The sequence below is a fragment of the Pseudobacillus wudalianchiensis genome (assembly GCF_001685015.1).
GTDB classification, from domain to species: Bacteria; Bacillota; Bacilli; order Bacillales; family Domibacillaceae; genus Pseudobacillus; species Pseudobacillus wudalianchiensis.
Genome location: NZ_MAYT01000030.1, coordinates 256,993 through 280,753, shown reverse-complemented (window position 1 = coordinate 280,753; position 23,761 = coordinate 256,993). Strand labels below are relative to the sequence as shown.

The following is a 23,761-nucleotide window of genomic DNA, read 5'->3' as shown; positions in this document are numbered from 1 at the left end:
GTGGGTTTCCCCATTCGGAAATCTCCGGATCCATGCTTACTTACAGCTCCCCGGAGCATATCGGAGTTAGTCCCGTCCTTCTTCGGCTCCTAGTGCCAAGGCATCCACCGTGCGCCCTTTCTAACTTAACCTAAGAAAAAATATAAGCGGCGCATTTCGTCGTCAGCTTCCTTCATTCCTTCCCTCGCGTATGCAAATACGCTCAGTCAGTCACTCAGTTGCTTCTTAGAACTGCTTGCTTCTCTTCTTTCTTTGAAAAATACCTAAAATGGCGATTACTCGGTTATTGCTTGGTTACTTTTATACGATATTATCCAGTTTTCAAAGAACAATGGTCTTACCTATATAGAAGGAATTCATCCTTCAAAACTGAACAAAAAACAGTGCCGTTAATTCGTTTGTGAGAACGATGTTCTCTGTTGCTACTCTGTGGGGACGAACCTGTCACATTTCACAATTTCCTTAGAAAGGAGGTGATCCAGCCGCACCTTCCGATACGGCTACCTTGTTACGACTTCACCCCAATCATCTGCCCCACCTTAGGCGGCTGGCTCCCGTAAGGGTTACCCCACCGACTTCGGGTGTTGCAAACTCTCGTGGTGTGACGGGCGGTGTGTACAAGGCCCGGGAACGTATTCACCGCGGCATGCTGATCCGCGATTACTAGCGATTCCGGCTTCATGCAGGCGAGTTGCAGCCTGCAATCCGAACTGAGAATGGTTTTATGGGATTGGCTAAACCTTGCGGTCTTGCAGCCCTTTGTACCATCCATTGTAGCACGTGTGTAGCCCAGGTCATAAGGGGCATGATGATTTGACGTCATCCCCACCTTCCTCCGGTTTGTCACCGGCAGTCACCTTAGAGTGCCCAACTGAATGCTGGCAACTAAGATCAAGGGTTGCGCTCGTTGCGGGACTTAACCCAACATCTCACGACACGAGCTGACGACAACCATGCACCACCTGTCACCGCTGTCCCCGAAGGGAAAGATCTGTCTCCAGACCGGTCAGCGGGATGTCAAGACCTGGTAAGGTTCTTCGCGTTGCTTCGAATTAAACCACATGCTCCACCGCTTGTGCGGGCCCCCGTCAATTCCTTTGAGTTTCAGTCTTGCGACCGTACTCCCCAGGCGGAGTGCTTAATGCGTTAGCTGCAGCACTGAAGGGCGGAAACCCTCCAACACTTAGCACTCATCGTTTACGGCGTGGACTACCAGGGTATCTAATCCTGTTCGCTCCCCACGCTTTCGCGCCTCAGCGTCAGTTACAGACCAGAGAGCCGCCTTCGCCACTGGTGTTCCTCCACATCTCTACGCATTTCACCGCTACACGTGGAATTCCGCTCTCCTCTTCTGCACTCAAGCCTCCCAGTTTCCAATGACCCTCCACGGTTGAGCCGTGGGCTTTCACATCAGACTTAAGAAGCCGCCTGCGCGCGCTTTACGCCCAATAATTCCGGACAACGCTTGCCACCTACGTATTACCGCGGCTGCTGGCACGTAGTTAGCCGTGGCTTTCTGGTTAGGTACCGTCAAGGTACGGACAGTTACTCCCGTACTTGTTCTTCCCTAACAACAGAGCTTTACGATCCGAAAACCTTCTTCACTCACGCGGCGTTGCTCCGTCAGACTTTCGTCCATTGCGGAAGATTCCCTACTGCTGCCTCCCGTAGGAGTCTGGGCCGTGTCTCAGTCCCAGTGTGGCCGATCACCCTCTCAGGTCGGCTACGCATCGTCGCCTTGGTGGGCCATTACCCCACCAACTAGCTAATGCGCCGCGGGTCCATCTGTAAGTAGCAGCCGAAGCCGCCTTTCCATCCTTCTCCATGCGGAGAAAAAAGAATATCCGGTATTAGCCCCGGTTTCCCGGAGTTATCCCAGTCTTACAGGCAGGTTACCCACGTGTTACTCACCCGTCCGCCGCTAACTTGAACAGAGCAAGCTCCGTCAAGTCCGCTCGACTTGCATGTATTAGGCACGCCGCCAGCGTTCGTCCTGAGCCAGGATCAAACTCTCCAAAAAGATTGTTTGACTCGCTCATAATTTAAAATAAGAATTAACTTACTGGCATGTATTTTGTTCAGTTTTCAAAGATCAATTTCTCAATCACTCTCAACAACTATTTCAGTATAACATTATTCGAGGTTGAAAGTCAACTATTTTTTTAAAATCCTTTTTTACTGCAACCGTCGCTCTTAGCGGCGGATAACCAATATAACATGTTCTAAAAAATAAAGTCAATAACATTTTATAATTTCATTCATAAAAAATTAAAGTTAAAAGCTTCTAAACTCCCGTTTTGACAGTAATAACAACAATATTTTTTGGCCAAACTATCAGTAATAGAATAAAGATCTCCATATTATCACAACATGAATATTTTATTAACTGCTCTCCCTACTATTAAATATGTAATGCTATGCGAAACGTCTTATTGTACACTTCGCTCTCTTATATACTTTTTCTCTATAACTTTTATATAAGAATCATAAAGTTTATTTAACTCTAAAATTCATAAAACAAGGGCAATACTTCTTTTTCAGAAGGGATAGTCAACCCAAGAGTTATATTTCTAATACCATCAACACTTCATCAAAATACTTTCCATTAAATTTCAAGGCATTTCGTTCTATACCATAGACCTTGAACCCCAAAGACTTATATAATTTCTTTGCAGAATCATTATTAGATACCACGGTTAAACGTATTTGTTCCAAACCATTATAATTTTGCGCCTGTCTTATAAGTTCTACCATTAGTGATCTCCCTAAACCTTGCCCTCGTCTTTCTGGAATTACATACAATCCGAAAACATTCCCTTTGTGATTCGCTTTGAGGTTATCTTCACGTTTAAATGTAACGATTCCAGCCAAAGAGCCACTATCATTAAAAGAGCCTAAAATAAATTGATTCTTAGTTGGTTTTATTCGCTCTTTTACAGTTTCTAATGAAAAATCAACTTCTCTCTCATATGTTGAACCAAATGCTTCTGGATTAACTTTTAATGCACTCAGTCGTATTTCCTGATACAACTTGGCATCGGACTCTTTTAAAATACGAATGTTCATTAACTGCTCCCTCAGTTCTTTTTTTACTTAGTTTTGAGCATCATAGCGTTCTCAATCACAATTAATTTTTAATAGGGTAGTTAAGGGAATTCACCTTAAGCTAAGCCAGTCCATTAATGTCGAATTATTTTTTATAGAAAATAACTTTTACATTATCACCCTTAGCGTTAATCGTTAACTGCATAAAAACACTTCCTGCCCAGTTTTCTTTAGAAGACCATCATTGTCCATACTAATTAAATCTCTCTTGATGGTGATGCTTTTCAACCCATTCCTCAATAAAATGAATCATTTTATGAATAGATGGTGTTTGCGCATGCTTTGTTGTATTTGTTAGAATTCCGACTTTTCTAGAAGTATAGCTGCTTAACGGCTTAACCGTTATGTTATCTAAGGGAGAATGACTTAACAACAACTGTGGCAGTAAGCTGATCCCTAAATTATTTCTTACCATGGCGATGATCGTTTCGTCTCCTCTTATTCGATAAGCAACCCGTGGTTGAATGCCCGCTTTTTTTATGAGATCATGCACCTCAAATAGGGAATCTGAATAGGGCAAAATATATTCAACGGATTCTAGTGTGCGAATGTCGATAACATCTGATTGGGCTAGTTCATGCTGCGAGTTCATGACAGCTACAATGGGATCCTCTGATAAAAAACGAAAATACCCTTTGTTATGATAAGAAGAACCAATGGCGAAATCTATTTTATCCTCGTCTAGCCAACGTTCCAATTCCGAGGCATTTCCCTCGTATAATTGAATCTCTATGAAAGGATATAACTGTTTGAATTCGCTTAGGATCTTAGGCATCCAGTTCGTCGCAATGCTTATGTAAGCTCCTATTCGAATGTTCCCTGTTTCTAATCCGTTAATTTCATCAACCGTTTCCGATAACTTTCCATAGCCTTTTTCAATCTCCCGCATCGCTTTTAGCACTTTTAATCCGTTTTCCGTCGGCTTTACGCCGTTTTTTTGTCTGACTAACAACGAAAAACCGTATTCTTCTTCTAAACTGCTAATCATTTGGCTAATGCTCGGTTGCGTGTAATTTAAGATTTCCGCTGCTTTCGTCAAGCTTCCTGTCTCGACTACCTTAATATACGTTATGTATTTTTTTAAGCTCATCAGCTCAGCCCCTAAGATATAAAGTTTTGTTATATTTGATATCAATTATATTTAGTTTACTTATATATGACTAGGAAATAAAATGATGGCAGCTAAAACTTTTACATGCAAGGGAGAGAAAGCAATGAGTTACATTGTCCAATTTGCTATAGGGGGAACCATCCTAGTTGCTGCTTCTATGTTAAGCAAATCTAAATATCTTTTTTTGTCTGGTGTCATCACGTTACTTCCGATCATGACACTGATTAATATAAGTTTACAAATGAAAAATATGAGCCTCGCAGATTTTAGAATCACACAAAAAAATGCTATTTTTGGTGCTGTTGGAGCAGTTGTTTTAATGACCAGCATTTTTTTACTGACGAATTGGCTCAAACCTTTACATGCTGTTGCAGGCGCTTTTATTATTTATGTTTTTTATATGATGGGGTACATGTACTTTATTTCTCAGAAGATCACTTTGTAAAAGCAGCTAACCGCTTGTTAAACCCTAACTTTAGTGAGCGCGTATTAGATCTCTTCACCTAAACAACTAAGTAAATAAAAAAATACAAAGAGCGTTATCGCTCTTTGTATAGGATTGCGGATAAAAAATTATTGAATGCTTTCTAATGCTTGCTTAACAGTTGCATAAGCCTCAAGCCTAGAGAAATCCATCCCCGCATTTACGACTGTTTGAGCTAGTTCAGGACGTAAGCCAGTAGTGATTACATGCATTCCCATTAAATGAAGAATGTCTTCTATTTGTCGCAAATACTCTGCTACCTGCGTATTAATCGTTAATATTCCGGAAAAATCAACAATAACATGATCGACCCCTATTTCAGCTATTTTGGGAATCACATTTTCCATAATATAGGCTGCTCGATAATCGTTCACTTCACCAATTAAAGGCAGGACGACGATTCCTTCCTTAACCGGAACAATAGGCGCTGATAATTTAGCTAATTCTTTTTGCGTTTCTTCCCTAAATTCATTAGAAAGACGTTCAAAAGCAAAAAAAGTTTCATTTAAGCTAATATCTAGCATGTTATTTATTCTTTTAATAATAAAAGCATGCTCCTTTACAGACAGCCCGAGTTCCAAACTAATATCTGTTAGCAGTTCATTAAAAACATCCCTAGTTGGCGGATAACGTACGACTATTTCTGAAATGTTGCGCCCGGCAGTTGCTTGCATAGCCGCATTTTTCTTACTCCACTCGACTAGCGCCTCTGGAACAGCTTCATCTTTTTCACACAAGAGCGATTCCCCAAAGAAATCTAAAAGTTCATTATACATATTGACTGCTTGCTCTTTTTCCCATTTTGGAATGTTTAATTGCATTCTATGAAGAACAGCGTCTACCACCTCAACGGATAAAGATTGTACACTTTTACGGATGTAGTTAGAAAAATTTAAAAAAGAACTCACTGACTCCTCACCTTTTCTCCCTTTAGTTAACTAATTGTAACTTAAACATAGAATAATTTCATAGTTATTATGGCCTCTTATTATATTTTCTAATAAATTCTCTCGTGCTACATCTTCTACACGTTAAACGATAGCTTTTATTTCTCACTCAATAAGAGAAGGCCTTTGTTCTCCTTCATATAAATAGTATATTGATTTTTTACTTTTTAAAATACTAATTTCGGTAAAATACGGCAAAATTTGAATATTTTTTACGTTCTCTTCATTTAAGCTAAACATTCCTGCGATATTATTAACCTTGTACTAATTATACATAGGAGGATGAGCGCATGAAGAAAAAAACATTATTAGGAATGAGCCTAGCATTCACTTTGTTATGTAGTCCACTTCAGCAACCTATTGCGGCAAAAACAACTGGAGAATTCAGACAGATGGATAATGTAGCTCATCGCGGTGCATCTGGATATACACCGGAAAATACGATTGCTGCTTTTGACAAAGCGGTGGAAATGAAAGCAGACTATATTGAAATTGACGTTCAAAGAAGCAAGGATGGAAAGTTAGTTATTATCCATGATACGACAGTGGACAGAACGACTGACGGCACTGGAAGAGTAAAAGATTTAACTTACGAGCAGCTTAGCGCCCTTGATGCTGGCAGTTTTAAGGGAGAGCAATTTAAAGGCGAAAAAATACCGACCTTTGAGGAAGTACTTGATCGTTATCGCGGAAAGATTGGTATTTTGATAGAGTTGAAATCTCCAGAACTTTATCCAGGGATTGAAGAAAGCATCGCTCAACAATTGAAAAAACGGAACCTTGACCGCCCACAAAATGAAAAGATCATTATTCAATCGTTTAATTTCGAATCGATGAAGAAAATGGATGCTCTTCTTCCGAAGGTACCAATCGGCGTTCTTACTTCTTCTAAATCTCATACGACAGAGCAAGCGTTAAAAGATTTTTCCGCTTATGCTGACTATTTTAACCCTAGCTACGGAATTGTAACGAAGGACTTAGTAAATGACGTACACTCACTCGGCATGAAAATCTCTTCATGGACGGTTCGCAGTCAAGAAGCAGCAGATTTTCTATTTAGCATGGATGTAGACGCTATTATAACGGATTATCCGGATTATGTAGATCCAAGAAACTAACATTTTATCCTTTAAGATGCTATCAAATTATTTAGATGAAAAAGCTCTGTGTCAACTAACTATGACACAGAGCTTTTTTATCCAATTACTAAAGATATTTATACGTTACAGCCATACTTTTCTCTTTAAAACTTTTTTATGTTTTTATTATTGAATTTTGCACAATGTTAATTTTGTAATTTCGAACCATTAAAAATCGCCTGTCTCCTGTCATTTGCTTACTCAAGCGAGTCTAGGTTTTGGCTAAGCTGCCTTCTTTTTGCGGTGAATAACTGATTCCCACAAAAACCAGTAAAATTCCAAGCATTTGGTAAAGATCAGGTCGGTAGTCCAAAAACGTGACATCCAGCAAAATGGCGACAATCGGGTCTACAAATACTAAAATCGCAATGGTTTGAGCCTTTAAATCTCGCAAACTGCTAAAAAATAAATAAAAGACAATTCCTGTGTGAACAAACCCTGTAATCAAGATATACATCCAATTCTCGAAGGTAAGCTGCGTAAAATAAGACCAGTCCACCACTGGCAAGAGCAGCAACACGCCTAGAGATGTTTGAATGACAGTCGTGGCCACTGGGCTGAGGATTTGAATTCCCTTTCCTGTCATCGAGGTAAGCGCATAGAATAAAGCTGCCGCAAACGCCCAAAGGACACCGGTAGATAAAAATCCAGAAACCGTGGTATGCTGGTGAATCCCCCCAACTAACAACGTGCCTAAAAAACAAATAAAGAAAAACAGCAGCCCTTTGCCTGTTAGTTTTTCTTTGAAAATAAATGAACCGAGAAGCAGCACAATCACCGGTGCCAAATGATAAATAGAGACAGCTACTGTAATAGGCATCACTTCAAAAGATCGAAAGAAAAAGATCCAGTTCGTAACTAAAAACACCCCACATAACAAGGCGAGCCAATATTCTCTACGCGGGATTGCCTTCTTGTTCTGCTGTTTTGTGTTCAATTGTTGAAAACCCCATACAGCTCCTAACAGAACAGTGGCACAGAGACAACGCACAAAAACTAATTCAATCGATGGGAGGCCTGTTTTTATTGAAAACAAGCCAATTGAACCGAATATAGCCATAGAAATGGCGAATTTTAATTCTGCCTGCATCTAACTTTCCTCCAAAGTAGCAACGTTACAACAAATGTTATTTTTTATGAACACAACGTCATGATTAAGAAATGCATAAAAAGATTGTTCTACGGGTGAACCTGCCTTTTTCTATTGTAGGAGAATCTTAAAGAGAGAGGAAGAGAAAAATAGCAGAAAGTGTAAAGATCCCTATTTTGCTTTATGACAAAGAGAAATAGGAAATAAAAATGTTACAGTTACAGTTACAGCTCCAACACAAAAAAACCTCTATCCGCTGCTTGTTAGAAGATACGGACAGAGGGCAAGAATCCGATAATCGTCATTTAATTCATTACTCTGAATTAGTGAACTCTTTTTCTACTTGATCACCTCAAGCGGCTGCATGTGAAACAGCTGCTGCCGAAAATAATCCCAACATATTTTTATAGCTTCCTGCAGCTCTTGAGAGGAATGGCCGAGTAGACGAATGATCATTCCATTTTTCGGCAATAAACTTGCTCCGCCATAGCAGTCCAGCTGCGGCAGCTTGGGGATTACTTTATGTTGGATATATTCAAGGTCTCCTGCCGAAAGTGTTTCTGATAAAATCCATAAGGTGCCTATATGCGTATAGCGGTTGAATAGTTCTGGACCTTCTCTATCCATCCTTGGTTCAAGCTGGAATGAATCCCAAACCTGGAGTTCTCCCTGCCAAAATACTTCAAATTGAGAAGCGAAACGCTTATATTCGAACCTTTCTCCTCGTCCGACTCTTCCGGGAGTAATGATCTCGCTAACAATGGCTTGAGAACCCTCCTCCATATAGAGCGATGTTTTCCCTTTAAAATTTGCTCCTTTAAAGGGAATGAGGGGCTCGGGAAGATATTCTAGGATGCTATTTTCCCCTAATTGGAATGTTTCAGTTTGATGGATCGCTTCTTCTATTAAGGAAGGATGCAGCTCTGTAGCTGATGGATTGGTTAAAAACAGATGGGCTTCATCCGTTATCCGACAACAGACTCTTTGTCGATCGCCATTAAATAACCCTGGTGAACCAGACATTAAGTAGATGATGAGTTCCCCGTTCTCTCCTTCAAATTCTACTTCCGTAAGAGGAAAGTGACGCTTTAAATGAGCTAAGACATTTCTCCCCTTCATTTTGCTGACCGTACCCCGCCATTCTCCGGTGACTGTCACCTCTTTGCTTCCTCTCTTCTTCCTTGATATTCTTTTGCGAGCCATTCCGCAATCTCTGTTACTCCTTCTCCGCTAAGGACGTTCGTAAATACCGTAAGCTTATTTTCGCGCTGTTTTCGGCAGTCTTCCTTCATTGTATTTAAATTAACCCTCACGTGAGGAGCTAAATCAACCTTATTGACGATCAGAACATCGGATTGTTTAATGCCAGGGCCGCCCTTTCTTGGAATGTCATCTCCCTGTGCCACGTCAATGATGTAAAGAAACACATCAGCGAGCTCCGGACTGAAAGCAGCGGCTAAATTATCTCCGCCACTTTCGATAAAAATAAGATGGAGATCAGGAATGGCCTCGGTTAGCTCTTCTACCGCTTCAAAATTCATTGAGACATCCTCACGAATAGCCGTGTGCGGACATCCGCCTGTTTCGACGCCAATAATATGATGCGAAGGGAGTACACCGCTCTTTTTTAAAATTTGTTCGTCTTCTTTCGTGTATATATCATTCGTAATGACGCCGATTTTGTATTTATCTCTCAAAACCTCAGATAGCGCTCGGACTAAAGCTGTTTTTCCTGAACCAACCGGCCCGCCAATCCCAATTCTCATCGGCCGGTCTCCCTTAAACTTCCGGTAGCTCCAGCTGAAATTATGATGATGCCCCATTTTACCCACTCCCTGTTTCGTTTTAGCGAATGCAGGCTATGACATAAATAGCCTTGAGTACAGCATTTCATGACGCATCCCTTGAATTTCTTGGATGATAGCGTAGCTGTATAAGTCATCTTCTGTATAAGAACGATTATGAATTTTTTCAGCCTCTTTGATTAATAAAGGGTGCAGCTTTTGCAAAATAACTTGAATATCTGTTTGTCCAACGGCCGTTAACCTCAAAGCACTTTGCAAGAGGTTATTGATATTGGAATAGAGATAGGTGAAAACAGCTGTACTAGACGATACTTCAAGGTAAGCTGAAATCCACCCATGGACAATAGAAGAATTTCCGTAACAGCGTTTTTCCTTAATCCAATCAGCATATTGTGACAAACCGGCGCTCGGATATAAGGTATTAACAATTTTCAAATACCGCTTACCTAGCTTTATGCCGCCTTCCCGTGACTCTGAAGGCATTTTGCTGATCGTTAATTTTTTATCTAAACGCTGTAAATCGCTTTGTATAGACTTAGATAATTCTTCCTCATTCCATCTGTTTTGGACAGTTTGATAGGTAATGAATGTAGCGATTCCCTCTGTAGGAGCAAGACTTCCCGTAATATAGTGATAAGCCCACTCATAAAGAGTTTCCGGACTAGTAATCTCTCCTTCTTGAAAAGCTGTTTCTAAACCAAATGAGTGAGAAAACGCACCAGTTGGCAAAGCTGAATCAATAAGCTGAAAAATCTTCCACTCGTTTGTCATGCAGATCACCTTAAAATAAAAAATATTTTTGTGACATCGGTAAGGTGGCAGCTGGTGGATTATCAAGCGGCTCTCCATTCACATATACGTGGAATGTTTCTGGATCCACCGTAATTTCTGGGAGGGCATCATTTAAAATCATATTCTTTTTGCTAATGTTTCTCGTATTCCGCACCGCATAAATCTGCTTTTCTAGTCCTAGTTTTTGCGGAACGCCCCGCTCAACAGCCGCTTTTGACGTAAAGGTATAGGAAATACTTTTAGGCGCCTTTCCGAATGCTGCCCACATCGGCCGGTATCTTACGGGCTCAACACTCGCCACTCCCCCATTCGCCATCCCTGTTGGTGCAGTGGCAATGAAGCCTCCTTTCATAACGAGCTCGGGCTTTATTCCAAAAAATTCTGGCCTCCATAATACAAGATCAGCCAGTTTGCCGACTTCAATCGAACCCACAACTTCGGAAATGCCTTGTATAATAGCTGGGTTGATCGTGTACTTAGCCACATAACGCTTCGCCCGAAAATTATCATTATCTCCTGTTTCCTCTTCTAAACGGCCGCGATAGTGTTTCATCACATGCGCTGTCTGCCATGTCCGTATAATCGTTTCACTCACATGTCCCATCGCCTCACTGTCAGAGGACATGACACTAATCGCCCCCATGTCTTGTAAAATTCCTTCGGCAGCCATTGTTTGTGGACGAATTCTCGCCTCTGCCATCGCTATGGCCGCTGGATCATCTCTGCTGACATGATGAACCTGAAACATCATTTGCAAATTGGACTCAGCTGTATTAATCGTAAAAGGCCGAGTCGGATTAGTGGACGACGGTAAAATGTAACTTTCTCGAGCTACTTGAATAATATCAGGCGAGTGGCCTCCACCTGCCCCTTCTGTATGATACGAATGGATGACTCTGCCTTTAATCGCTTTTAACGAAGTGGTTTCTACTGTTCCAGATTCGTTACTTGAATCGGTATGAATGCAAATTTGAATGTCGTACTTATCCGCAACAGTCAGACAATTATCAATAACCGCCGGAGTTGCTCCCCAGTCTTCGTGTATTTTTAAACCGGCTGCTCCAGCTGCTATTTGTTCTTCTAAAGGCTCGGGAAACGAGGCATTTCCTCTTCCCCAAAAACCGAAATTCATCGGAAAATCTTCGGCCGCTTCCATCATTCTATGAATATACCAGGATCCAGGAGAAATATTTGTTCCTATTGAGCCAGCGGTTGGACCCGTTCCGCCACCAAGCATCGTAGTGATCCCTGCTTCTAGTGCTGCTTTTACTAGCTGCGGGTCCACTTGATGAATATGAGAATCGACCCCTCCAGCAGTAACAATCATATTTTCACCAGCAATAACCTCAGTGGAAGGTCCTACAATTAAGTTTGGATGAATGCCATCCATATAATCTGGGTTGCCCGCGTGACCAATTCCGTAAATTTTTCCGTCTTTAATTCCAATATCTGCTTTAATAATGCCCCAATAGTCTAATATAAGGACGTTCGTAATGACTAAATCAAGAGCACTCTCTCTTGTTGCATAGGGAGCCATTCCCATCCCATCGCGTATATTTTTTAACCACCCGTATCGAAGCTCATCACCGTAGACAACGAGATCCTTCTCCACTTCAATAATGATATCTGTGTCGGCTAATCGAATTTTATCACCTGTGGTAGGCCCATATTTCTTGGCATATTGGCTTCTTGAGATTAACTTTTCGCTAAAGCTAGAAGAGGCAATTTCTTTTACGGGTCCATTCACATATCCCCTGAAGCCATATACGTATTTTCGGCCGCCAATCTCCACTAGCTCTATCCTTTTCTTCTCACCCGGTGGAAATTGGACGATTTCTCCGGCTCCTATATTTAGACGCATTCCTTTCGCTAGATCCCTATCAAAAAATAAATCAGGGTTCGTCTCATAAAAATGGTAGTGTGAGCCGACAAAAAGCGGACGGTCTCCTCTATTGATTACAGTGACGGTTCTCGTCTTTCTTCCTTGATTAATCAGAATCGGTTCGCTTCTTAAAAAGTATTCACCGGGTCTCAAGCATCTTCCCTCCTCTTGTTGCGATAATGAAGTAGAAGTAGTCAAGGATATTGTTGTCCAATTTCTTCTGCTGATTTTGGAAATTGTGATGAATGAAAAGAGGGATAAATGACGACTAACTTAGTACCATCCGGAAATGTAGCTTGAACATTAACTTTGCTTATGAGCGCGGGCACCCCCTCCATAACATCCTCTTCGGATAAAATGTCTCTCCCATACATTTGCAGATCTGATACCGAATATCTGCCTGTCCTTGCCATTTCCATCACTTCAAACGTGATTAAAGCTATTGCTTCAGGAAAACTTAGCCTCATTCCTTTAGCTAACCTTTCCTTTGCCAGCCATGCAGCTACAACAACAAATAAACTTTCCTTTTCGTTTTGGGTAAGGTACACCATTCTCCCCCCGAATTCGCTTCAACGCTATTTTGTTCTCTGCCAATTATCTTTATGAAAATATATTCTTCCGTTCCTTTTATATTCGAAAAAAGTCATTTGTTTTCCATGCGGCATACTATACTAAAAGTCAGCCTCCGCAAGAGGAAGAATGACATCATTTAAAGGAAAGAAAGGAGGAAGGAACCGTGTATAGCGGAGGGTATACAGAGGGGGAGAGACATGTCCATGAATTCCTTGGAATGACTTCCATAGAGATAGATCATACACATGAATACGCCGGAACGACAGAACCAGCCCCAAGCGGAGTGCCCCATACACACGAATACATTACTTGGACACATCACATCGATGGACATCGACATGAAATCCGAGGAAGAACAGGCCCTGCCATACCGCTGCAAGGCGGGGGACACATCCATTATTTTCAGGGCTTTACTACAAGTTATCCTTCCCATTATCATCAATTCCAGGGTGCTACCATGATGTCTCGTGATTAAAACGAAATGAAATAAATGGTACTGGGTACTGTTTAAGAGATTGATTTTTGTATAGGGAAATCATTGCATTATATACACTTAAGAACGATAAAAAAACAGAAAGGATTATAGACCTTTCTGTTTTTACATTTCAATGGATGTAAATCCCTTAGCGTATAACTTACAAAATAAATAGATTGATGTATAAAATACAAATCAGTACAATAGAACTATATCACAAGCAAAAGCAATGAATTTATTCCATAATTTTCATTTTAATTTACAAAAAAGAGGGATCATTATGCAGCAAAGTATTCTCAAACGCAATAATATAAATATTACAGGAAAAGGAACGCAAACCATTCTCTTTGCTCCAGGGTTCGGGTGTGACCAAAATATGTGGCGGCTCGTTGCTCCGGCTTTTGAAGAGAAATATCGAATCGTTTTGTTTGATTATGTCGGTTCGGGAAAATCCGATTATTCAGCTTATAATGCTGAAAGATATAGCAGCCTTTACGGGTACTCACAAGATGTGCTCGATATTTGTGCTTTCCTGGAGCTAAAAGAAGCTATTTTCATAGGGCATTCCGTTGGAAGCATAATCGGACTGCTGGCGTCTATCCAAAAACCCGAATACTTTGAACGGCTTATTATGGTTGGCCCCTCTCCTTGTTACTTAAATGAACCGCCTCATTATATGGGAGGATTTGAAAAGCAAGACATTAAAGAATTAATGGAATTGATGGAGATGAACTACATTGGCTGGGCGAATTACCTTTCACAAGTTATTATGAAAAATCCTGATCGCCCTGAACTTTCAAAAGAATTATCTGATAGTTTTTGCTCAACAGACCCGATTGTAGCCCGCCAGTTTGCGGCTGCCACCTTCTTATCCGACCACCGGGCTGACTTGCCCAAGTCTGTCGTGCCATCGCTTATTATGCAGTGTGCTGAAGATGCTATTGCTCCATTAACTGTCGGCGACTATATGCATCGCCATTTGCCTCATAGTACGCTGCGTTTAATGAAGGCTACTGGTCATTGTCCTCACCTCAGTCATCCTGAAGAAACCATTGGCCTCATTCAAGGCTACTTGAAACATAACTTAGTCGTGAAGGAATAGACCATTAAATGGATGAACACTTAAATCATGCCCCTTGTGGCTATTTGACTCTCGCTGATGATGGCACGATTCTAACAATTAACCAAACACTGCTCAATTTGCTTGGATACGATATAAATGAGTTGCGAGGAAAACACATCAACTGTATGATGACGGTTTCCAGCCGTTCCTTTTTTCAATTGTATTTTTTTCCGTTAATTCAGTTACAAGGTACTGTAGAAGAAATGTATCTCCCTCTTCAACCAAAAGGAGAGAATCCGCTGCCGTTTCTGCTAAATGCCCTACGCAAGGTGACGGAGAAAGGGACTGCTACTCATTGCATGTTTACCCTGATGAAACGCCGCCGTGAATATGAGCAATCAATCTTGGAAATTAAAAGAGAAATGGAAGAGCAAAATCGGATAAAAGAAGAAATGATCACAGAACTTGAGCTGTTACAGAGGCAATTAGAGCATAAACAACAAGAGCTTGTGGAAATGAACTCCCGCTTAAAGGTATTGGCAGAGACAGACGGATTGACAGGCCTTAAGAACCGGCGCAGCTTTCAGGAATCCTTATCTTTAAATATGTCCCTATGCCAGGAGTCTTCCCTCCCCCTTTCTCTCCTTCTTCTTGATGTTGATCATTTTAAAAATATTAATGATACATTTGGTCACCTAACGGGGGATAAAGTTTTACAGGTATTGGCACTATTGCTTAAGGAATCAACGAAAGAAGATGATGTAGTGGCTCGATATGGAGGAGAAGAGTTCGCGGTGATTCTTCCTAATGCTGATCAGCCGCAGGCCTTACAAGTTGGCGAAAAAATCCGTTCCCTTGCCGAAGCATCTTATTCAACCTCCCCTTGGTTTACCGTTAGTATTGGAGCTGTGACCATGTCATTAGAGGATACGGTGACCTCTCTCCAATCTAAAGCTGATCGAGCGCTCTACTCATCTAAACGGAACGGCCGCAACCGAGTGACACACTTTGATTTTTTACACCGCTCGACAGATCCGAATTCACTTAAATAATAGATTAAAAGCCAACAGACCTGTTGGCTTTTAATCATACATCTTTTCGACTGCTCTTTTGTGAATTAAATACGTTCCTTCCAAAAGTGTATAAGCCACTTCCACCATCACTGGATGGTCCTGTTTCATTTTATCAGCTAGAGATAGATACTCTTTGAAGCGCGTTTCAAAAAATGCTTAGAGGCGAACCTAACTTTTCATTGCAAATCTATGAAAAAACTGATATTGTATAATTTAATTACATATTTACTTATTTCAAAATTTTTTGAAGTAAGGATAGAGGCGCAGAGACCATGAGTACATAATTTGAGGATGATGAGGTCCGATGACGATTGTGGAAAGGGGAATCTGCCGAAGCTGAAAGAATCTCATATTTCTTAAAGCTGGGTCTGTTATTGAATAAATACAGAACTGTCATATAGGAAAAAAACTATATGGAGGGCTATCTTACGCACAGAAATAATTTTTGTTACATAATTGTTTCTACTGCAGCAACGAAGCCCTGTTGCTGCTTTTTTGCGTTAACTAACTACTGCCCTTCTCCCTCTATTATATAAAACTAAAAAAGGACGTGGAGAAGTAATGAATTTCGGACAAATTTTAACTGCAATGGTGACCCCCTTTGATGAAAATGGCGAGATTGATTTTCATGCGACTAAAAATTTAATCAACTATTTAATTGACAACGGTACGGACGGTTTAGTGGTAGCTGGTACGACTGGAGAATCCCCTACGTTAACAACGGAAGAAAAAGTTGATTTATTTAAATTTGTCGTTGAAATCGTGAACGGCAGAGTTCCTGTCATTGCGGGTACCGGCTCTAATAACACAAGAGCTTCCATTGAGTTAACGAAGCTTGCAGAAAAAACAGGCGTAGATGGTATTATGCTCGTTGTTCCCTACTATAACAAGCCGTCTCAGGAAGGATTGTATCAACACTTTAGAGCGATTGCTGAATCTACGTCACTACCGGTTATGCTATATAATATACCTGGACGAAGCGTTGTCAATATGTCTGTTGAGACGGTCGTTCGCCTATCAAAAATTTCAAATATCGTTTCTATTAAAGATGCAAGCGGCAATTTAGATGCCATGACGGAAATCATCAGCCAAACACCTGAAGATTTTTCCTTGTACAGCGGCGATGATGGTTTAACCTTACCAGTATTATCGATTGGCGGCGAAGGAGTAATCTCGGTTGCCTCTCATGTTATTGGGAACGAGATGCAAATGATGATTGAAAACTTTAAAAGCGGTAAACTCAAAGAGGCTGCTTTAGCCCATCGCAACCTCCTCCCAATCATCAAAGCGCTATTTGCGGCACCAAGCCCTGCCCCTGTAAAAGCGGCATTAAATTTAACCGGAATCCCTGTTGGCGGTGTTCGCCTACCAATGGTTCCTCTAAATGAGGAAAAACAAAACTCATTACAAGAAGTGTTGCAATTACTAGATACAAAAGAAAAAGCTACTTCTTAAAAGTTTTTTAATCCATTGCAAACGAAACAGATTCTTTTCTTTAAAAAAGAGCTGGCCTTAGTGCTTTTCCACACAAAGGCCAGCTTATTTGTCTATTTAACTTCACTTTGAAAAATCCTGCAATTGATATCCCCTTCTATTGAAGCAGCTTGCCCACACATCGCCACAATAGCCGCCGCTCTCTATTTAATCCAAAACAGAAAAAAGCGAAACAAGCGGCTCATCTGCTTATACACAGATAAGATATGTGGATAATTTCACCAAGCAGCTATTTGGCGAACAGTTTAGATTAATAGAGTAAAAACCCCCTCTTCTCCTTTTCAATTATGGCTAAAAAGATTTTCATCTTTTGACAAAGCAAATGAATGAAAAATCGGCTTGCTCTCTTTTAAATTACGCACCTTCTTAAACTTGTTCATACTCCTGCCTACAAGTTTTTCATTCTATATATGACCAAACGGCGGGTGGATTTCCAATTTTACTTAATCATTTAGATAAACCTAACATAAAATCTATTTTGTCAGCATATTGCGGGAAATCTATTAGGGGATTCCGGTTTTTTTGAATATCAAAAATCGCCTTATTGCGGTGTTTTTCATAAATAGATACTTTATAATCATTGTGCCACTTCAGCAACAGTTCAATGTCTTGATTGCTGTATTGACTGACTTCTCCTGGGTACCTTAATAAAAAATACAACGTTGCTCTGGCAACCTCGCCTTTGCCGCTTTCAGGTTCAAACTTAGCCTCTTCGTATTTTCCGCATTGTGTTTTGATTACTTCCGTCTCCATTTTAGGTGAATAATCGGCGAAATCATAATAGGGATGATTAGATCTCAAGGAATTGCATTCTTTTTCGCACGTAAAAAGATGGTGCAAATCTCCTTTCATTGGGTTACGCTTCCCAAACCATGATTGGGGAACAACGTGTTCACAATTGTACATGTTTTCACTTTCGAGGGAGGCCATTATTTCTTGTATATTATCATTGTTAACCAAGTTGCTTTTTAATAATTCGTTATAAGCTTGTTCTCTTTTCCGTTCTGATTCGTCATCTTCTTTCATGACTTGTTCAGGATCCTTTTCTTTTCCTGAATATATGCTCTTCAAGTTCCCATCAGCCTGAAGGTCAACCAGTGAATAAAGATAATTTCGGGTTTTCGAGTTATAAGGAAGCCAATTAATATGTGTGCTGACAACTAACTGATTCAATTGTTTAAATAATTTTTCTTTGCTCGCTTCATTAAAATGGATTTGATCATAATAGTTTGAGATTATACGCTGATCCTTTTCCCCGTCATAATACTCTTTTTCACTTTCAAGCATCTTTTTATTATGCTCTAATTCTAGTAATGCAGCTGTTAAACCTATTTTTTTATTTTCAGATATTCTTTTTATGTTATCCAATGTGCTTCCCCTTTCTTATTACATTTTATAATCACCAACATAAAAACGCATTTAAAGAAGTAGAGGGAAATCAAATATTTTACATTTTTGTTACTTTTGGTGCAGTTTCATTACAATTAAAAGAACTTTATCGAAATTCGACATTTTTTATTGTTCTCATTGGCCGATTTCGGGTATTATATAATCATAAAGTATCATATAATAAAAAACCGCCGGTGCTGGAACACCAAGCGGTCGATACAATAGACGGTTCCCTGCTAGGGCGATCGCTATAATCCATTAAGAACGAACCTAACTCACCCTTTATGCTTGCAGGCTCAAGGGTGGGTTATTTTTTATGGTCAAATGACAGCATTCCTATGATTAAGCCTGCAACAGTACATGCTAACATCAACGCTTCAAAGACCGTCACGAGCACTCCCCCTCCTTTCTTCTGAGGACGAGCTAACCACCCTTGAGAATCCCTATTCTATTGTGTTTTATTTCATTCTCTAAAACAATCTAGGGTTATATTCCACCAAAACGCTCGGTCTTAATCCCGGTTTATTATTTGTTTTCTTTAACAGAAGAATCCACTTAACTTAAAGGAAACTGTCTGCCAACGGGCTTCTCCCCATTAAATGAAATTGTTTTAGCTGATAATTCCTTGATTACTTAAGAACATGGTTTTTACTTCTTGATCAAATACTTTTGCCAAATGGTCAAGGACCGTTAAATAGATCAGCCCGTTTCCTTCAAGCTTTGGAGAGTTACCCAGTGGAACGGTTCTTTTAATTAATTGAGCATAAAGCTCAGGTTCTGAGAGCTTCCGTTCAAAGCCATTGTTCGCCAGTAGTTTTATAAGAGCAAGGGCTCCGGAAACATGGGGTGCAGCCATGGAAGTCCCGCTTAATGTGGCATACTTTCCATTTAAATACGTAGAAAGAATTTCTTCGCCTGGGGCAACTAAATCGATTTCATTATGGGAATTGGTAAAATGGGAAGAGCGCCGCTCAAGATTAACCGCACCTACACTAATCACTTCATTATAACAGCCTGGAAAAGCGAATTCATCAGTTGAGTCATCGCCGTCCCCCTCATTCCCTGCTGCGCAAACCACGAGGACATTGTTGGCAACAGCCCTTTTGATTGCTTCATAAAGTTCAGGAGTATCACTTGGGCCTCCTAGTGACATGGAGATAATATCCGCTTTTTGTTCTATAGCATAATTGATGCCCTTGATAATCCAATCATATTGTCCAGAGCCGTTTTTATTCAATACTTTCACAATGAGTAAACTGGCTTCGGGAGCGACTCCAACTACGCCTTTGTCGTTTTTCTGGGCAGCAATCGTTCCGGCAACATGAGTTCCATGCCCATTGTAATCCTTGAATATATCAGGGTTGCTTCCGTCATCATCCGTAAAGTTTCGCCCGCCTATAATCCGTTCTTGTAAATCGGGATGTGACGTATCGCAGCCTGTATCCAAGACAGCCACCGTTATGCCTTTGCCCTTTGTTTCGCTCCAAATTTTAGGAGCTTGTATCAATTCCACGCCTTTTGGAACTTCTTTTACCTCTTCTGACTGTTCAATCACCTGGTATGGAATTACCCGAACATAATGCTTCATTTTTTTCCCTCCTCAAGAGATTAAATTGAAGCTAATTCTAGGTGTTCCCTACATTTTAACAGTTTTTTGTATTTTCTGACAGTTCCATTTGTAGGATCATTTAATAGATTCTGAGTATAAAAGTGATCCCAAAGTTTGATTTTAGCTAATTGAAATCAGTTTTCCTTATTTGCTCTCTTGGAGGATAATATGTCATCCTGGGGTCCTGACTGAATGAGAGAGCCAAAGCTAGAACCCGCCTTGTATTGTATATGAGTACTCCTGCAACGATATGGGAGCAATTCCTTTTCTTCTCTTGGTATGATCGGCTCATGTATATTCTTAATCATAAACTAATCTTCTTCAGCAATCTCACCTTATCAACCACGCTTTGTACTTTTGTCCGCCCTTGGGCTAAGGGAAAAAGTATAAATAGTTAATGTTGAATTTGTTTCAAAGAATAAATCAAACGGATTAGGCTCAAGGAAATCTAAGTCTAATCCGTTTGATTAATTTTTTAGAGATTCTTACTTCCTCCTTTTTGTAAACATATATTTTTTTAATATTTCTAACAGATTTTTAACCAAATGAGGGATTCAAAAGAGATTTTGTTGCGGAAATATAGGTCTAAATGTACAATGACTACATATCTGAAAATACAGAAAATTCGGAAACGTTCTTGGGTGATTCAGGTACTTTAAAAATACAGAATTATTTAAAGGGGGCATGTAATTCGAATTGTTACACCTCATGTTTTTTGTAAAATAAATAAAAAATCTAGGGGGTAATTCAGTGAAAAAAATTACAATTTTTGCTTTAGTCATGGTTTTTACACTTATTTTAGCAGCTTGTGGGTCAAGCGAGACGGGTAGTGCAAGCAATAGTAATAACGAAAAACAGGCAAATAATGAGGGGAATGGAGCCTCTGGTGAAGGAAAGAAAAAACTAAAGATTGGAACAGATGCGTATTATCCACCGTTTGAATCGATTGAAAATGGCAAAATTGTAGGATTTGACGCTGATTTATTGGAAGAGCTCGCTAAAGAAACTGGATATGGATACGAATTCGTCAACCTAGGATGGGAACCGTTATTTCTTGAGGTTAGAGACGGCATTTCTGACTTTGGATTGTCTGCTATTACAATCAGTGAAGATCGAAAACAAACCTATGATTTTTCAGTTCCTTATTTTTTATCGACAAACAAGATTTTAGTTCCTGAAGGCAGTGATATTAAAAGTATAGATGACCTGAAAGACAAGACAGTGGCCATTCAAAACGGAGCATCAGGACAAGCAGCTATTGACAAAGTTCTTGGCAAAAACAGTTCAAATGTTAAAAAATTCGAAAATAATAATCTAGTTATTTTGGAATTGGTGAACGGTGGGGCTGATGCCGCCGTTGCTGACAATGCTACACTCGAAGAGTATGTCAAAAAGAATCCAGGCCAAAAACTTGTTGTCGTTGAAGATAAAGAAGGCTTTGACAGTGAATTTTACGGATTGATGTTTCAAAAAGGCAGTCCACTAAAAGCTGAATTTGATGCAGCTCTTACGAAGCTTATCGAAAACGGAACATACACCCAAATATATGAGAAATGGTTCGGGGTAAAGCCAGATTTAGAAACATTAAAAGAATAGAATTAATAACTAGAGAACTAAAATTGCGTAATTCTAAAAAATTGCATTACGCAATTTTAGTTTAATTAGGGGGTAGATTAATGGGATTTCGCTTTGATCTCATCGCTGAATATATTCCATTCTTTTTGAAAGGAACTATGTTGACAATCGGATTATCGATCGTAGCGACTTTGCTTGGGACAGTTTTGGGGTTAGGAATCGGATTAGGAAAAATGGCAAGGAAAAAGCCAATTTCATTGCTTTTTCACTGCTATATTACCTTTTTCCGCGGAACCCCTTTATTTGTACAATTATTTTTAGTCCATTTTGGGGTAGTGCCCCTTTTTATTGGACACACCAATGGGATTTTGGCCACTATTATCGCTCTTTCTTTAAATGCAGCAGCCTATATTGCTGAAATTTTCAGGGCTGGAATCCAATCTATTGATAAGGGTCAAATGGAGGCAGCCCGTTCTTTGGGGCTGAATCATGTTGGAGCAATGAAAAATGTTATTTTGCCTCAGGCTATTAAGAGAATGATCCCGCCCCTTGGGAACGAATTCGTTGTTCTTATTAAAGATTCCTCCCTTGCAGCAATCGTGGCAACACCTGAACTTATGTATTGGGGACGTGCAATGGCCGGTAATTATTTCATCGTCTGGGAGCCGTACATTACAGTCGCACTTATTTATCTTGTGTTAACTACTTCTATGAGTCTTTTATTAAATCGTCTCGAAAGAAGGTTGGCAACAGAATGATTGAAGTGAAGAATTTAAAAAAATCATTTGGCATGAATGAAATTTTAAAGGATATTAATGTAGATATTAAGTCTCAGGAAGTTGTGGTCGTTATTGGACCATCAGGATCAGGAAAATCTACATTTTTAAGGTGTTTAAATATGCTTGAATCAATTACAGGTGGACATATTTTAATCGAAGGCCTTGATTTAACTGATAAGAAAACAGATATTAATAAGGTCAGAACCGAAGTTGGCATGGTCTTTCAGCAGTTTAATTTATTTCCCCATAAAACCGTAATTGAAAATATCATGCTTGCTCCTATGAAAGTGAGAAATATATCTGCGCAAGAAGCAAAGGAAAAGGGCCTTGAACTTTTACGCAAAGTAGGCCTTGAAGAGAAAGCGAATGTATATCCAGATTCATTGTCCGGCGGGCAGAAACAGCGTGTCGCTATAGCGAGGGCTCTTGCAATGCAGCCGAAAGTTATGCTCTTTGATGAACCGACATCCGCACTGGATCCAGAAATGGTCGGGGAAGTGCTAGAAGTAATGAAACAACTAGCTAAAGAAGGGATGACAATGGTCGTGGTAACCCACGAAATGGGTTTTGCTCGTGAAGTTGGCGATCGCGTCTTATTTATGGATGGAGGCTATATAGTTGAAGAAAATCTTCCTAAAGAAATATTTGAAAATCCACAGGAAGAAAGAACAAAAGCCTTCTTAAGTAAGGTTTTATAAGAAATAGCAACATCCTTTTAAAAAATTAGGCTTTTACGCTGTGTTTCGATCCATAGTGTAAAGGCTTTTCTTTATGGCGAATAAAGTTTGATCAAAACAAGCTTTCAATATATTCAATTGAATAAAAAGGATGATGGATAGCACTATCTAATAGTGTAGTAGGATTTTGACTCCTATCATTTCACAAGGACTATATGTTTCGATCATGTCTCGGTTAATGTTAGCCGCAATAATTCACCGGTCTACCAAGTCCCTAAACGTCTTGTCATACAAACGTTTGATAACATTGAGTGCTTCTGGATCAATTTCTTTTACAAACTGAACCTCCTCTTCCTTGTTTGCGCTATTTCCTTGTTTAACTTGATCCTTTTCTTCTTTCAAGATTTACCTCTCTCCCTACCGTCAATATAGCAGAAGAACGTTAGAGCTTCAGTTTCCTTCTAATGTTTGGTGTATAAGAACAACGAGATAAAATGAAAAAGTTAGTATAAAGTTGTGGCTCAATAATAGAAAAGCTCCTCTACTCGAAAAAAAGATAGTTATCAGTAAGGTTGAATTTATACCGAATTAAAATTGGCAACTGCCATAGGTTATATATATTTGTTTGAACAAAAGCTGGGAGAGTCAAATCTTCCAGTATTCTTTTTATTCTAGCCTTGTCTAGGCATCTCTTCCCTA

21 protein-coding genes, 2 rRNA genes and 1 riboswitch are annotated in these 23,761 nt (G+C 39.9%); of the genes, 9 read left to right on the top strand and 14 right to left on the bottom strand.

Annotated elements, in window-relative coordinates; translation table 11 throughout:
* The 4 genes from A8F95_RS19400 to A8F95_RS19385 all read right to left on the bottom strand — a co-directional run.
* Positions 1-131: ribosomal RNA gene (locus A8F95_RS19400) — 23S ribosomal RNA — on the bottom strand; the annotation flags it as partial.
* Positions 132-466: 335 nt separating this feature from the next.
* Positions 467-2,020 (bottom strand): 16S ribosomal RNA (locus tag A8F95_RS19395).
* A 542-nt stretch (positions 2,021-2,562) separates the two neighbouring features.
* The gene (locus tag A8F95_RS19390; protein ID WP_065412048.1) at positions 2,563-3,066 is read right to left on the bottom strand and encodes a GNAT family N-acetyltransferase; all 504 of its coding nucleotides are present in this window, start codon (positions 3,064-3,066) and stop codon (positions 2,563-2,565) included.
* A gap of 232 nt (positions 3,067-3,298) precedes the next feature.
* On the bottom strand, positions 3,299-4,195 hold the full coding sequence (locus tag A8F95_RS19385; RefSeq protein WP_065412047.1) for a LysR family transcriptional regulator: 897 nt from the start codon (positions 4,193-4,195) through the stop codon (positions 3,299-3,301).
* A gap of 124 nt (positions 4,196-4,319) precedes the next feature.
* Between A8F95_RS19385 and A8F95_RS19380 the strand changes: the two genes are divergently transcribed.
* Positions 4,320-4,661, top strand: coding sequence for a GlpM family protein (locus A8F95_RS19380; protein ID WP_065412059.1), 342 nt, complete (start codon positions 4,320-4,322; stop codon positions 4,659-4,661).
* 128 nt (positions 4,662-4,789) lie between these two features.
* Here A8F95_RS19380 and A8F95_RS19375 read toward each other — a convergent pair whose 3' ends face one another.
* Positions 4,790-5,608: an STAS domain-containing protein gene (locus A8F95_RS19375; protein ID WP_065412046.1), complete on the bottom strand. Its 819-nt coding sequence runs from the start codon at positions 5,606-5,608 to the stop codon at positions 4,790-4,792.
* A 329-nt stretch (positions 5,609-5,937) separates the two neighbouring features.
* Here A8F95_RS19375 and A8F95_RS19370 point away from each other — a divergent pair, with 329 nt between their 5' ends.
* A complete protein-coding gene (locus tag A8F95_RS19370; RefSeq protein WP_065412045.1) occupies positions 5,938-6,765 on the top strand; it encodes a glycerophosphodiester phosphodiesterase in 828 nt (275 codons plus the stop codon).
* 232 nt (positions 6,766-6,997) lie between these two features.
* Here the strand turns inward: A8F95_RS19370 and A8F95_RS19365 are convergent, their stop codons facing one another.
* The 6 genes from A8F95_RS19365 to ureA all read right to left on the bottom strand — a co-directional run bounded on the left by A8F95_RS19365 (position 6,998) and on the right by ureA (position 12,906).
* Positions 6,998-7,876: a DMT family transporter gene (locus A8F95_RS19365; RefSeq protein ID WP_065412044.1), complete on the bottom strand. Its 879-nt coding sequence runs from the start codon at positions 7,874-7,876 to the stop codon at positions 6,998-7,000.
* Between the two features lie 339 nt (positions 7,877-8,215).
* Complete coding sequence (locus A8F95_RS19360) at positions 8,216-9,034, bottom strand: urease accessory protein UreD (protein WP_065412043.1); 819 nt, start codon at positions 9,032-9,034, stop codon at positions 8,216-8,218.
* A complete protein-coding gene (gene ureG, locus A8F95_RS19355; RefSeq protein ID WP_095407492.1) occupies positions 9,031-9,699 on the bottom strand; it encodes an urease accessory protein UreG in 669 nt (222 codons plus the stop codon). Before ureG ends, A8F95_RS19360 begins: the two co-directional genes overlap by 4 nt.
* A 36-nt stretch (positions 9,700-9,735) precedes the next feature.
* Positions 9,736-10,452: an urease accessory protein UreF gene (locus A8F95_RS19350; RefSeq protein ID WP_065412041.1), complete on the bottom strand. Its 717-nt coding sequence runs from the start codon at positions 10,450-10,452 to the stop codon at positions 9,736-9,738.
* A gap of 10 nt (positions 10,453-10,462) precedes the next feature.
* Complete coding sequence (gene ureC / locus A8F95_RS19345) at positions 10,463-12,508, bottom strand: urease subunit alpha (RefSeq protein WP_065412040.1); 2,046 nt, start codon at positions 12,506-12,508, stop codon at positions 10,463-10,465.
* Between the two features lie 41 nt (positions 12,509-12,549).
* Entirely contained in the window at positions 12,550-12,906 is a 357-nt protein-coding gene (gene ureA / locus A8F95_RS19340; RefSeq protein ID WP_342669969.1) for an urease subunit gamma, read from the bottom strand.
* A gap of 185 nt (positions 12,907-13,091) precedes the next feature.
* On the opposite strand from ureA, the gene A8F95_RS19335 reads away from it, so the two are divergent.
* The 4 genes from A8F95_RS19335 to dapA all read left to right on the top strand — a co-directional run bounded on the left by A8F95_RS19335 (position 13,092) and on the right by dapA (position 16,994).
* Positions 13,092-13,403, top strand: a complete 312-nt coding sequence (locus A8F95_RS19335) for a YmaF family protein (protein ID WP_065412039.1) — start codon at positions 13,092-13,094, stop codon at positions 13,401-13,403.
* 280 nt (positions 13,404-13,683) lie between these two features.
* Positions 13,684-14,505 carry an alpha/beta fold hydrolase gene (locus A8F95_RS19330; RefSeq protein WP_065412038.1) on the top strand — a complete coding sequence of 274 codons (822 nt, stop codon included), beginning with the start codon at positions 13,684-13,686 and terminating at the stop codon, positions 14,503-14,505.
* A gap of 8 nt (positions 14,506-14,513) precedes the next feature.
* Complete coding sequence (locus A8F95_RS19325; protein ID WP_065412037.1) at positions 14,514-15,518, top strand: sensor domain-containing diguanylate cyclase; 1,005 nt, start codon at positions 14,514-14,516, stop codon at positions 15,516-15,518.
* Positions 15,519-15,787: 269 nt separating this feature from the next.
* Positions 15,788-15,971: riboswitch (Lysine riboswitch) on the top strand.
* 129 nt (positions 15,972-16,100) lie between these two features.
* Complete coding sequence (gene dapA / locus A8F95_RS19320; RefSeq protein ID WP_065412036.1) at positions 16,101-16,994, top strand: 4-hydroxy-tetrahydrodipicolinate synthase; 894 nt, start codon at positions 16,101-16,103, stop codon at positions 16,992-16,994.
* A 486-nt stretch (positions 16,995-17,480) separates the two neighbouring features.
* Here the strand turns inward: dapA and A8F95_RS19315 are convergent, their stop codons facing one another.
* Together A8F95_RS19315 and A8F95_RS19310 are read right to left on the bottom strand one after the other, a co-directional pair.
* Positions 17,481-18,401: an endonuclease I family protein gene (locus A8F95_RS19315; protein WP_065412035.1), complete on the bottom strand. Its 921-nt coding sequence runs from the start codon at positions 18,399-18,401 to the stop codon at positions 17,481-17,483.
* A 631-nt stretch (positions 18,402-19,032) separates the two neighbouring features.
* Complete coding sequence (locus A8F95_RS19310; RefSeq protein WP_065412034.1) at positions 19,033-20,010, bottom strand: S8 family peptidase; 978 nt, start codon at positions 20,008-20,010, stop codon at positions 19,033-19,035.
* 771 nt (positions 20,011-20,781) lie between these two features.
* On the opposite strand from A8F95_RS19310, the gene A8F95_RS19305 reads away from it, so the two are divergent.
* The 3 genes from A8F95_RS19305 (at position 20,782) to A8F95_RS19295 (ending at position 23,083) form a co-directional block, all read left to right on the top strand.
* Entirely contained in the window at positions 20,782-21,627 is an 846-nt protein-coding gene (locus A8F95_RS19305) for a basic amino acid ABC transporter substrate-binding protein (protein WP_065412033.1), read from the top strand.
* A gap of 80 nt (positions 21,628-21,707) precedes the next feature.
* Complete coding sequence (locus A8F95_RS19300) at positions 21,708-22,364, top strand: amino acid ABC transporter permease (protein ID WP_065412032.1); 657 nt, start codon at positions 21,708-21,710, stop codon at positions 22,362-22,364.
* Positions 22,361-23,083, top strand: coding sequence for an amino acid ABC transporter ATP-binding protein (locus A8F95_RS19295; RefSeq protein WP_065412031.1), 723 nt, complete (start codon positions 22,361-22,363; stop codon positions 23,081-23,083). The genes A8F95_RS19300 and A8F95_RS19295 overlap by 4 nt, the downstream gene beginning before the upstream one ends.
* Before the next feature lie 234 nt (positions 23,084-23,317).
* Here A8F95_RS19295 and A8F95_RS22730 read toward each other — a convergent pair whose 3' ends face one another.
* Positions 23,318-23,464, bottom strand: coding sequence for a hypothetical protein (locus tag A8F95_RS22730; protein WP_176713766.1), 147 nt, complete (start codon positions 23,462-23,464; stop codon positions 23,318-23,320).
* Positions 23,465-23,761 lie beyond the last annotated feature (297 nt).